This is a genomic window from Streptomyces sp. NPDC030296, from assembly GCF_055572815.1.
This window is the reverse complement of record NZ_JBVICQ010000012.1, coordinates 20,744-32,064: the sequence shown is the minus strand read 5'-3', so window position 1 is coordinate 32,064 and position 11,321 is coordinate 20,744. Positions and strand designations below refer to the sequence as shown.

Annotated in this window: 7 protein-coding genes and 1 pseudogene; 5 read left to right on the top strand and 3 right to left on the bottom strand. The window is 74.2% G+C overall.

The window, feature by feature from the left end:
• Positions 1 to 31: 31 nt before the first annotated feature.
• The 5 genes and pseudogenes from ACZ4Z3_RS30585 to ACZ4Z3_RS30565 all read left to right on the top strand — a co-directional run bounded on the left by ACZ4Z3_RS30585 (position 32) and on the right by ACZ4Z3_RS30565 (position 5,289).
• Positions 32 to 325: a DUF503 domain-containing protein gene (locus tag ACZ4Z3_RS30585; RefSeq protein WP_055543214.1), complete on the top strand. Its 294-nt coding sequence runs from the start codon at positions 32 to 34 to the stop codon at positions 323 to 325.
• 74 nt (positions 326 to 399) lie between these two features.
• Positions 400 to 846, top strand: coding sequence for a 30S ribosome-binding factor RbfA (gene rbfA / locus ACZ4Z3_RS30580; protein ID WP_107464482.1), 447 nt, complete (start codon positions 400 to 402; stop codon positions 844 to 846).
• A complete protein-coding gene (gene truB, locus ACZ4Z3_RS30575; protein ID WP_468504068.1) occupies positions 843 to 1,757 on the top strand; it encodes a tRNA pseudouridine(55) synthase TruB in 915 nt (304 codons plus the stop codon). Before rbfA ends, truB begins: the two co-directional genes overlap by 4 nt.
• 292 nt (positions 1,758 to 2,049) lie before the next feature.
• Positions 2,050 to 3,929 (top strand): annotated as a pseudogene (locus tag ACZ4Z3_RS30570) (trypsin-like peptidase domain-containing protein); the annotation flags it as partial.
• Between the two features lie 406 nt (positions 3,930 to 4,335).
• Positions 4,336 to 5,289, top strand: coding sequence for a bifunctional riboflavin kinase/FAD synthetase (locus ACZ4Z3_RS30565; RefSeq protein WP_079055317.1), 954 nt, complete (start codon positions 4,336 to 4,338; stop codon positions 5,287 to 5,289).
• 67 nt (positions 5,290 to 5,356) lie between these two features.
• Here the strand turns inward: ACZ4Z3_RS30565 and ACZ4Z3_RS30560 are convergent, their stop codons facing one another.
• From ACZ4Z3_RS30560 to eccE, 3 genes are all read right to left on the bottom strand, one after another.
• Positions 5,357 to 8,746: an SCO5717 family growth-regulating ATPase gene (locus ACZ4Z3_RS30560; RefSeq protein WP_468504067.1), complete on the bottom strand. Its 3,390-nt coding sequence runs from the start codon at positions 8,744 to 8,746 to the stop codon at positions 5,357 to 5,359.
• 239 nt (positions 8,747 to 8,985) lie between these two features.
• Positions 8,986 to 9,891, bottom strand: a complete 906-nt coding sequence (locus tag ACZ4Z3_RS30555) for a hypothetical protein (protein WP_468504066.1) — start codon at positions 9,889 to 9,891, stop codon at positions 8,986 to 8,988.
• Positions 9,888 to 11,225, bottom strand: coding sequence for a type VII secretion protein EccE (eccE, locus tag ACZ4Z3_RS30550; protein WP_468504065.1), 1,338 nt, complete (start codon positions 11,223 to 11,225; stop codon positions 9,888 to 9,890). The genes ACZ4Z3_RS30555 and eccE overlap by 4 nt, the downstream gene beginning before the upstream one ends.
• Positions 11,226 to 11,321 lie beyond the last annotated feature (96 nt).

The window sequence follows — 11,321 nt, the reverse complement described above, 5'->3', positions numbered from 1 at the left end:
CCCCGGCCCGGCGGGTTAACCGGCTACACACATGTACGTGGGGACTCTGTCCTTCGACCTCCTGCTCGGCGACGTACGGTCGCTGAAGGAGAAGCGCTCCGTCGTCCGCCCGATCGTGGCCGAGCTCCAGCGGAAATTCGCGGTGAGCGTGGCGGAGGTCGACCATATGGATCTGCACCGCCGGGCCGTCATCGGACTGGCGGTTGTCTCCGGTGACACGGGGCACCTGACCGACGTACTGGACCGGTGCGAGCGGCTGGTCGCCGGTCGTCCCGAGGTGGAACTGCTCTCGGTCAGACGGCGGCTGCACGGCGACGACGACTAGACCGGTCGCGGAGCCGGATCGCAGGGACAATTCAAGAAACAGCGGTAACGCAGAACGAGCTAGGAGACGGACCAGTGGCCGACAACGCGCGCGCCAAGAGGCTGGCGGACCTCATCCGAGAGGTGGTGGCCCAGAAGCTGCTGCGCGGGATCAAGGACCCGCGGCTCGGCTCACACGTCACCATCACGGACACCCGGGTCACCGGGGATCTGCGGGAGGCGACCGTCTTCTACACGGTGTACGGGGACGACGAGGAGCGGGCGGCGGCCGCCGCCGGACTGGAGAGCGCCAAGGGCATCCTCCGTTCCGAGGTCGGCCGGGCCGCGGGTGTGAAGTTCACGCCGACCCTCACCTTCGTGGCCGACGCCCTCCCGGACACCGCCCGCACCATCGAGGACCTCCTCGACAAGGCGCGGACCTCGGACGCCAAGGTGCGCGAGAGCGCCTCGGGGGCGAAGTACGCCGGTGACGCCGACCCGTACAGGAAGCCGGGCGACGACGAGGACGACGCCGCCGAATGACCCAGCAGCGCCAGAAGATCACCCCGCCCGACGGACTTGTCATCGTCGACAAGCCGTCGGGCTTCACTTCGCACGACGTCGTCGCCAAGATGCGCGGCATCGCACGGACCCGCCGGGTCGGGCACGCGGGCACCCTGGACCCCATGGCCACCGGTGTGCTCGTCCTCGGTGTCGAGAAGGCCACCAAGCTCCTCGGTCATCTCGCGCTCACCGAGAAGGAGTACCTGGGCACCATCCGGCTCGGGCAGACCACCGTCACCGACGACGCCGAGGGCGAGATCACGGCGTCGGTCGACGCGTCGAAGGTCACCCGCGACGCCGTCGACGCCGGGGTCGCCAAACTGACCGGCGACATCATGCAGGTGCCGTCCAAGGTCAGCGCCATCAAGATCAACGGGGTGCGCTCGTACAAGCGCGCCAGGGACGGCGAGGACTTCGACATCCCCGCCCGGCCCGTCACCGTCTCCTCCTTCGCCGTGTACGACATCCGTGACGCGGTCGCCGAGGACGGCACCCCCGTCCTCGACCTGGTGGTGTCGGTGGTGTGCTCCTCCGGGACGTACATCAGGGCCCTCGCCCGTGACCTGGGCGCCGACCTCGGTGTCGGCGGCCACCTCACCGCCCTGCGCCGGACCCGCGTCGGGCCGTACAAGCTGGACTCGGCCCGGACGCTCGACCAGCTCCAGGAGGAGCTGACCGTGATGCCGATCGCCGAGGCGGCCGCCGCCGCGTTCCCTCGCTGGGACGTGGACACCAAGCGGGCCCGGCTTCTGCTGAACGGCGTGCGCCTGGAGATGCCCGAGGAGTACGCGGGCGCCGGCGCCGTCGCGGTCTTCGACGCCGACGGCCGCTTCCTGGCCCTGGTGGAGAACCTGAAGGGCAAGGCCAAGAGCCTGGCCGTCTTCGGCTGAGGGCCGGAGGGTCCGAGGGCCTTGAGAGTGCCGCGGGCCCGGCAACCCGGGTGGGGTCCGGGGGAGCGAGCGTGGAGCGACGGTCACGGGGATGTGCTGTTCCCGCCGCTCCACGGTCCCCCCTCGGTTCCCCCACCCAGAGGTGTATCCATCCGCTCACGTCTATTCACCCCTTCGTGCAGGCGCTCGGAGTGAACCGAGGGAGCGGAAGGGGGCGCGTTCGCGGAGCGGTCTGTCCTGCTGATCTTCGCTTGCCTACCGTCGGAACAGAGGTACGACGGGGAGGTCAGGGATGGCGGTACGGGGCCGTCGGGCGACGGGCGACGGCCGGGCCGCGTGGGACGAGGTCCTGGTGTGGGTCGCCGATCCTGCGGGACGGCCGCGCGGCACGGGCTTCGTGGCCGACCACCACGGCACGGTCGTCACCAGCCACGAGGCGGTGGACGGGCTGGCCCGGATCGTGCTGCACACCACCGGTGACCGCACCTGTGTGGTGACGTCCGACGCGGTGACCCCGCTGCCCGCGCTGGATCTCGCGCTGATCCGCGCCGAGGGGCTCTGCGTCGATCCGCTGCCCTTCGCGCCGAGCCATTTCGCGTCGAGCCATGAGGCCGAGGTCGGCGCCTATGTCCACATCGCCGCCGGCGGCTGGCGCGAGGCCCGTGTGCTGGGCACGGCGGACGTCACCTACACCGCGCCGGACGGCTTCCACCTCATCCCCGGTGCCCCGGAGTTGGCGATCGGGACGGCGGGCAGCGAGGCGCTGCGGCCGGGCGGGGGAGCGGCCGGCGGGCCCGTCCTCGACATGACCACCGGGACCGTGGTGGGAGTCCTCGGCACCGCACTGGAGGCACCCCACCGGTCCACCGGCTTCGCCGTGCCCCTGCGCGGATGGCGGGCCGTACCGCCGCTGGCCGACCTCCTCGCGCGCAACGCGGCGACCGTCCCGGCCTACGGGACCGATCTGAACCTCGCCGGGGTCCTGGAGCTGACGGCCACCACGGTGGGGTCCGACGGGCCCCGACAGCCGGCCGGGCCCACTGCGGCGGTCACTGCGGAACCCGTCGAACGCGCCGCGTGCGTGCGGGAGTTCGCCGCCTTCACCGACGGAACGGCCACCGTCCTCGGGCTCGTCGGGGCGCCCGGCAGCGGTCGTACGACAGCACTCGCGGCCCTCGCCGCCCGACGCGCCCGTGGGGCCGAGCCCACCCCCACGCTGTGGCTCCGGGGCGCCGACCTCCTCGCCGACGACGGGTCGGTGGCCGACGGGGCACGACGGTCACTGGAACGGGCGGGGCGGATCGTGGCCGCGTCCACCGGCTCCACCGCCTTCAGCGCCTCGGCCACGGCCACCGTCTCCTCAGCGCCCACAGCGCCCACCGTCTCCGTCGCGCCCACCGCGTCCGCCGGTCTGGGCGCTTCCACCGCGCCGGTCGATCCGTTCGGTGCCGTGGGCGACCCGTTCGGCTGTGGGGGCGAGCAGCCGGAGGCGGGCGGGCGGTACGACGGTGCGCTGGGGGACATCCGGCCGGAGCGGCTCGCTCGGCTCGCGTCGCAGGAGGGGCGGCCGTTGCTGCTGCTGCTCGACGGCCCTGAGGAGATGCCGCCCGCCCTGGCGCACCGGCTGGCGGAGTGGACCGAGGGCACGGTCGCCTGGCTGCGGGTGAACGGGGCGCGTCTCGTGGTGGCGTGCCGGGCCGAGTACTGGGAGCAGGCCGGGGCGCAGTTCCCGCCGGATGCGCTGCACGGGACAGGGCCCGAGGGCGAGGGGAGGTCGCTGCCGCCGTGCGTACGGCTGGGTGAGCTGACCGAGGATGAGGCGCGGCGGGCGCGGCTGAGGTACGGGATCCCGGAAGGGGCGCTCGCGGGGGCCGATGCCCGGCACCCGCTCACCCTGCGGCTCCTGTCGGAGGTACGGGCGGCGCTGCCGGAGCGGGCGCCGGGCGGCACGGCGGGGATGGCGCCCCCGCCGGACCGCCCGGACCGCCCGGACCGCCCGGCGCGGGCGCCGGCGGGCGTGTAGGCGTCGGCGGGGGCGCGGAGCAGCCGGGGCGTGCGCGGGTGCCCGGCCGGGACGAGGAGCAGCCAGGGCCTGCGCCGGTGCCGGACTGCGACGAGGTGCTCGGCGCCTATCTCGACCTCATGTGCCTCCGGATCGCCGTACGGCTCGCCGCGGCGAACGGGATGCGGGGGACGGCCGTACGGCGGCTCGCGGCGCAGGTCTCCGGGCAGGTGCAGGAGGCGGCGCGGCTCCTTGTCCGTACGCCCGAAGGGGCGACCCGTTTCGACTGGGCGCTCGTCGACCTCGCCCGTCACCTCCCCGGCTTCGCGGAGCTGGTGGCGGGCTGGCTCAGCGGTACACCGCAGGAATGGGCCGCGGTGGTGGGGCCGAGCACCCGCCGGATGATCGAGAACCTGGCGGGCGAACCGGGGGTGCGGGTGCCCGCATGAGAGGGGTGCCTCGACCGTGCTCCCGGTCACAGGCCGGATGCCGATGCGGGCCGACGCCCGCGGGCATGGCACCCTTAGACCTGCGTAGAGGCAACCACGGACACAGGTTCGACGAGGAGCGGTCACAGTGCAGCGCTGGCGTGGCTTGGAGGACATCCCCGAGGACTGGGGGCGCAGCGTCGTCACCATCGGTTCCTACGACGGGGTGCACCGCGGGCACCAGCTCATCCTCCGGCACGCCGTGGAACGCGCCCGCGAGCTGGGCGTTCCCTCGGTCGTCGTCACCTTCGACCCGCACCCCAGCGAGGTGGTGCGCCCCGGCACGCACCCGCCGCTGCTCGCCCCGCACCACCGCCGTGCCGAACTGATGGCTGAGCTGGGGGTGGACGCGGTGCTGGTCCTGCCCTTCACGACGGAGTTCTCCCGGCTCTCCCCGGCCGACTTCGTGGTCAAGGTCCTGGTCGACAAGCTGCACGCCAAGGCCGTCGTCGAGGGGCCCAACTTCCGCTTCGGCCACAAGGCCGCCGGGGACGTGCTGTTCCTCGCCGAGCAGGGCAAGACGTACGACTTCGACGTCGAGGTCGTCGACCTGTACGTCACCGGTGAGGCGGGCGGCGGCGAGCCCTTCTCCTCCACGCTGACCCGGCGGCTGATCGCCGAGGGCGACGTCGAGGGCGCACGCGAGATCCTCGGGCGCCCCCACCGCGTCGAGGGTGTCGTCGTGCGCGGCGCCCAGCGCGGCCGTGAGCTGGGCTTCCCCACGGCCAACGTCGAGACCCTCCCGCACACCGCGATCCCCGCCGACGGCGTCTACGCCGGCTGGCTGCACGTCGACGGCGAGGCCATGCCGGCCGCGATCTCCGTCGGCACGAACCCGCAGTTCGACGGCACCGAGCGCACGGTCGAGGCGTACGCGATCGACCGCGTCGGCCTCGATCTGTACGGGCTCCATGTGGCCGTCGACTTCCTCGCGTTCGTGCGGGGACAGGCGAAGTTCGAGTCGCTGGAGGCGCTGCTCGTGGCGATGGCGGAGGACGTGAAGAAGTGCCGTGAGCTGATCGCGGCGTACGAAGGGGAGTAGCCCCGTACGGAAAGGCCCGTACCGTCGAGGACGGTACGGGCCTTTGCACACCTCCGGCCTGCTCCCGCTACTGCTGCGGGGGCGCGGCGGGCGGCGGGGTCTGGCCTTGCTGGGGCGGGTACGGCTGGCCCGGTGCCGGGTGGCCGTAGAGCGGCTGGCCCGGGTGGGGCTGAGGGGCCTGGCCCGGGTGGGGGGCCTGGCCCGGATAGGGCTGGCCGGGGTGCGGCTGGCCCTGCTGCGGCGGGTACGGCTGCCGGCCCGGGACGGGCTGGCCCGGCAGTGGCGGGGCGGCCACCGGCGGCGGGTTGCCGTCGGACGTCCACAGGCCGTGCGACTGCTGGTGCCGTGCGATGTCCTCGGCGACCATCGCGGCGAGCGTGAAGTACGCCTCCCGCACCTTCGGCCGCATCATGTCGAGGTCCAACTCCGCGCCGGCCGCGAGATGTTCGTCGAACGGCACGACCACGACGCCACGGCAGCGCGTCTCGAAGTGGTGGACGATGTCCTCCACCTTGATCATCTTGCCCGTCTCGCGCACACCCGAGATGACCGTGATGGACCGTGCCACCAGGTCCTGGTACCCGTGCGCGGAGAGCCAGTCCAGGGTCGTACTGGCGCTGCTCGCGCCGTCCACGGACGGTGTCGAGATGATGATCAGCTGGTCGGCGAGGTCCAGCACGCCGCGCATCGCGCTGTAGAGCAGACCCGTGCCCGAGTCGGTCAGGATGATCGGGTACTGCTTGCCGAGCACGTCGATCGCACGCCGGTAGTCCTCGTCGTTGAACGTGGTGGAGACGGCCGGGTCGACGTCGTTCGCGATGATCTCCAGACCCGAGGGGGCCTGGGAGGTGAACCGCCGGATGTCCATGTACGAGTTGAGGTACGGGATGGCCTGGACCAGGTCGCGGATGGTGGCGCCGGTCTCGCGGCGGACGCGGCGGCCGAGCGTGCCCGCGTCCGGGTTGGCGTCGATCGCGAGGATCTTGTCCTGGCGTTCGCTGGCGAGGGTGGAACCGAGGGCGGTGGTCGTCGTGGTCTTGCCGACGCCGCCCTTGAGGCTGATGACCGCGATGCGGTAGCAGGACAGGACAGGGGTCCTGATCAGCTGAAGCTTCCGCTGCCGCTCGGCCTCCTCCTTCTTGCCGCCGAGCTTGAACCGTCCGCCGCCGGACGCCGGCCGGCTGCTCTTCGCCTTCTGCTTCTTGCTGTTGAGCAGCCGGTCGGAGGACAGCTCCACGGCCGCCGTGTAACCGAGCGGCGCCACACCGGGGTTGGTCGGCTGCCGCTGATCGTGCTGCACGGCCTGCGGCCAGGCGGCACCGGTACGGGGGTCGACGGGGGCGGTGGGGGCGCCCGCGGGGGCTTGCGGGTGGGCGGGTTGGGCGGGGGTGCCGGGGTGGGGAGGGGTGCCGGGCTGGGCCGGGGGTTGGGGGAAGCCGTAGCCTGCCGGGCCGGGCTGACCGGGGATGGGAGCGTGCGGCTGGACGGGCGCGCCGGGCTGGGGGAAGCCGTACCCGCTCTGGGGGGCGCCAGGGGCGCCCGGAGTCTGGGGTGCGCCGGGGTGCGGGAAGCCGTAGCCCGCGGGCGGGGCCGGGGGGTGCGGGGTGGTCGGGGTCGGCGTGACCGCGGGGGCACCTGGCCTGCTCGCGCCGTCGAGGGTGTTGGGGTTTCCGGGGGTGTTCGGGGTGTCTTGCTGTGCTGGTGGCTGGGGAAAGCCGTAGCCGCCTTGCTGGGGTACGGGCGCCTGCGGGGGCGCGGAGGCGGCGGGCGGGAAGCCGTAGCCGGGGGTGGGCTGCGCCGGGGGCACGGCGGGCGCGGGGTGACCGGGGTGGGCCGGGGGCTGCGGGGAGCCGTAGCTGGCGGCTGGGTGCGCCGGCTGACCGGGCTGTTCCGGGTGGCCGGGCTGCACCGGGGGTGGCGGGAAGCCGTAACCCGCCGGGGGCGGTACGTCGTTCGGGGGCTGCGGGGGCGTGGGCGTGCCGGGGGTGCCCGGAGCGGCGGGCGTACCCGGCGCCGTCGGTGAACCAGGCGTACCAGGCGCACCCGGTGCCGCATCGGCCGGGTCGCTCCATGCCGCGGGCGCGCCCTGCGGGGCCTGCGGGTGGATCGGCTGCTGGGGGACCGCCGACTGCGCGGGATCCGGGGCCTCCGGGAACGCCTGTGCGGCAGGGGCCGACGGCGCGGACGCGGGCCACTGCGCGGCCGATGCGGGCGCGGTGGGCGCGGCGGGCTGGTACGCGGGCGGCAGCGGCGGCAGCCCGCCCTGCGTGGCCGGCGGAGGAGTCCACGCGGGAGGAGTCTGGGGTACGGCACCGGAGGCGTCCGGCGAGGCGGGTACGGGCGGTGCGTCCTGCGGCGCCGTACCCTCGGCGTGCGCGGACTCGTCGGCGCCCGGGCTGGGCACCCCCGGGGCGGCGTCCTGCGGGGCGGCGTCGTTCGCCGGCTCGGCGTCTCCGGCGGCGGCGTCCGGGGCGGCGTCACCGGGCTGCTCGCCCTCCGTGCCCCCGGCTTCGCCGGACACCTCAGCGCCCGTGACACCCTCAGCGTTCTCGCCGCTCGGGCCGTCCTCGCCGGACGCGTCGGCACCCGCCGAGCCCTCGGCGCTCACATCACCCGGCTCGGACCGGCCCTCCACCGCACCGGCTGGTGCGTCGGCCCTGACCCCGTCGGTGGCAGCCTCCTGGCCCTGGCCCTGAGCAGCGCCCTCGACCGAACCGCCGGTACCCGAACCGCTCTCCGCGGTTCCCTCGGCGCCACGATCACCGTCCAGGTCACCAGCGCCGTCGACCGCCACGCCCTCAGCCCCGACCTCGGCCTGGACCTCGGGTGCTTCCGCACCCGCACCGTTGCCCGCAGCCCCGTCGACGACCACGTTCGCGTCCGAGGCAGCCTCCGCACCCCCACCGGGGGCAGCGGCAGCGACCTCCCCAGGCGTCGCCACCTGAGCGATGTCACGCTTCAGCGCGGCGGCGGAGATCCGCATGGTCGCGCCGCTCTCGATGTCACCGTTGTCCCTATCGGCCGGAGCAGGTGCGGGAGTTGGAACAGGAGTGGGCGCCTGGGCGGGATCCGGGCCCGGCATGGGGGCTGCGGCCACCGGGGGCCACGGCGGGGGATAGGCGCCGCCCGACGCCGTACCCGGCATGCCCGTGGGCGGCCCGACCGGCGGGCTCTGCGGAGGTGTCACGGGTCCGACCGCCGGAGCGGCTCCTCCCGCACCCGCATCAGCACCAGAACTGGCATCGGCACCCGCATCGGCCCCCACGTGCGTCCCCGTCCCCGTCCCCGACCCCGGCTCCGAACCGGCCCCCTGCGGCGAGGCGTTCTGCGTGTACCAGGCAGGCGGTGCGTAGTCGATGGTGAACTCGCCCGTCGTCTCGATGGCGGACTCCGCGTCGGACTGGTCATCGCCGGGCGTGGCCCAGCCCCCGCGCATCCCGTCCCGATCGCTGTTCACAATTCCTCCTGGTGTGGTCGAGCACCCTCAAAGTCGTGCCGGGGCCGACCGTTCTCGTCGTTCGAGCCGTGTCGTCCTGAACGTCGTGGTGTGCGCCCCCGGTCCCAGCCTAATCACCACGAGCGTGACGACGGCAGGCCCGTCCGCCCCTCCGCACCCGCCCGTTCCGTCGACCCCGAGCGGGCGCGCGCCGCCCGGCGGACGCGACGAGGACGCGCCCCCGGAGGGGGCGCGCACCCTCAGTCCATCCGTCGGGGTGTCCCCAGCAACCCCGTCTCCGCGTCGGTCGGCTGGGTCATCACGTACTGCCGGTCGCGGTCGGCGCACCACAGTGTGACCCCGTCGGCGAGCGTCGGCAGCGACTCGACGTCCGCCCGGGGCAGCGCCATCGTGCGCCCCAACTCGCCTGCCTCGTCCGGCGAGACCCGTTGTACGCCGACGAGCCGTGCCTGACGGATGAGTCTCGGGGCCACCGGGCTGAGATACGGCAGCAGCGTCAGCACCGACTGCCACGGCCCGGAGACCACTCGGCCGCGCGGCGGGCGCATACCGCAGTCACGCACCACCAGCACCGGGTTGCCCGCCGACGCGCCCTGCGGCGGCACCCGGCCCACGTCGTACACGGTCATGCCGTTCTGACCGCCGCCCATGGCGTGCACCATCTGCATCCACAACTGCGCCCGCCCGGTCTCCACGGCGACGCGCGCCCCCGTCGCCACCGCGCGCAGGGCGAGGACCTGGGCCGTCCACAGACCGCCGATGAGGACGACGTCGTACGGAGTGGGCCGGTTGACGCCCAGCACGGCGGGCTGGCCCTCGGCGTCCACCCCGATGACGACCCCGTCGTCCCCGATGGGCAGCGCCAGAGTGTCGAGCTGCTCGGCGGAGAGTGTGTGCCGCCCGTGCCGGGGCCCGATGAGCCCGAGACCGGAGCGCACCCGCTCACGCACCCGCTCCCCGACGGACGGCCCGGTCGAAGCCCCGCCCGACACCGAACCGCCCGGCGAGACCGACGGATATGCGCCCGACGGATCCGTGGCCGACGGGTACGTGCCCGGCGAACCCGGTGGAAACGCGCCCTGGGGCTGGGACCCCTGCGGCTGTGGACCCGGCGGCTGCGCACCCGCGCCGGTCGTCACCGTCATCGAGCACCCCCGAGAGGCAGCGTGGCGAGGACACCCGGCAGTTGCTCGCGGTCGAGGCGCGCCAGCCCCGTGCCGGTCTCGCGGGCGGCGTGCTCCAACGCGCGGCGGGCCGCCACGAGTTCGTCGTCACTGCGTCCCGTCACCCGCAGGTGCCCGGTGAGCGTCACGTCCTGCCGCTCCCCGCGTGCCAGGGTCAGACTGAAGGTGGTGGCGAGCGCGGGCACGGCCGTCAGCGCGCCCACGAGCCGGGGGAGCGAGGGCCCCTGCCCGCCCAGCTGCGGCCAGCGCCGCACCCAGTAGGTGGTGTGCCGCCGGTTGTCGCACCGCCAGCTCCGCCCGGACTCCTCGGTCCGCCGCTGCGGAGTGTCCGTACGCCCGGCCTCCGCCGTCACCAGCGGATTGGCGCAGGCGGAGGTCGCGACGGCGGCGATCAGCTCCTCCTCGTCGAGCACGGTCGCCCGGAACCCGGCACCGGTCAGCCGGCTGGCCAGATGGTCGGCGACCCGCACGACGCACTTCTGGGCGCCCACGAGCCCGCCCCCGCGCATGGCGACGGCCTCCGGGCACAGTTCCGGGTCGAGCTTCAGGGCGATCCACGTGATACGGACCGCGGGCGCGCCCGTCCGGGCCTGCAACGGGGCGTAGTTGCTGACGGCCACCGACTGCTGGGGCAGGTGGATCGCGGGCGCAGGCTGGGTGTGCAGCACGATCTGCGCCCCCTCCAGCCGGATGCCGTCGACCTCCAGCGCGTCCCGCACCAGCCCCAACGGCAGTGGCCGTCGGCTCGGTTCGGCGCGCAGCGCCGTCACGTCCGCCTCGACCTGGAGGACGGCCGTCACGAAGGTGCCGTCCCCGATGATGCCGACGGGCCGGCGCTCCCGACCGCCGTACGCGTACGTCCGCAGGCTCGGGTCGCATTCGACGGCGGGCGCGAGGCCCGGCTCGGTCCCCGGACGTATCGCGGAGGCCGCCGCCTTCTTCTGCCGTGCCTTCAACGCCCGTGCCGTGGCCAGCCATTCCGGCAGTGAGCGTCCCCGGCGGCGGACGACGGCGAGGAGGAAGAGCAGGACGGCGACGACGGAGGCGGGGATCAGCGCCAGGGGACCCACGGCCCAGCCGACGAGGAGCACCGCGACGGCGATCTCCAGCAGAACGATCCGTTGCAACCGGAACGACCCCGACAGCCCCGACCGGGACCGCAGATGCACCACGCCCGTCGGGACGGGCGCCGCGCCGGGAGCGGACGGCCGGCCCGCGGGGTGCGGCCCGGGGGTCGGGGAGCCTGGTGTCCGCGACCGGTCACGCGACCGGGTCAGCGCTCCGGAAACCCTCACTCCGTCCCCCCGTTCTGCCCACAACTCGCCGGAATTCCCAGGCACACAGGCCCTCGGAAGATCCAGGTACCCTACCCGCTCCGCAGAGTCGTCCCC

Bases quoted from the DNA above. Each gene is read 5' to 3' on its own strand.
- ACZ4Z3_RS30555 (WP_468504066.1), bottom strand. From the start codon at position 9,891: ATGACGGTGACGACCGGCGCGGGTGCGCAGCCGCCGGGTCCACAGCCG.
- ACZ4Z3_RS30585 (WP_055543214.1), top strand. From the start codon at position 32: ATGTACGTGGGGACTCTGTCCTTCGACCTCCTGCTCGGCGACGTACGG.
- truB (WP_468504068.1), top strand. From the start codon at position 843: ATGACCCAGCAGCGCCAGAAGATCACCCCGCCCGACGGACTTGTCATC.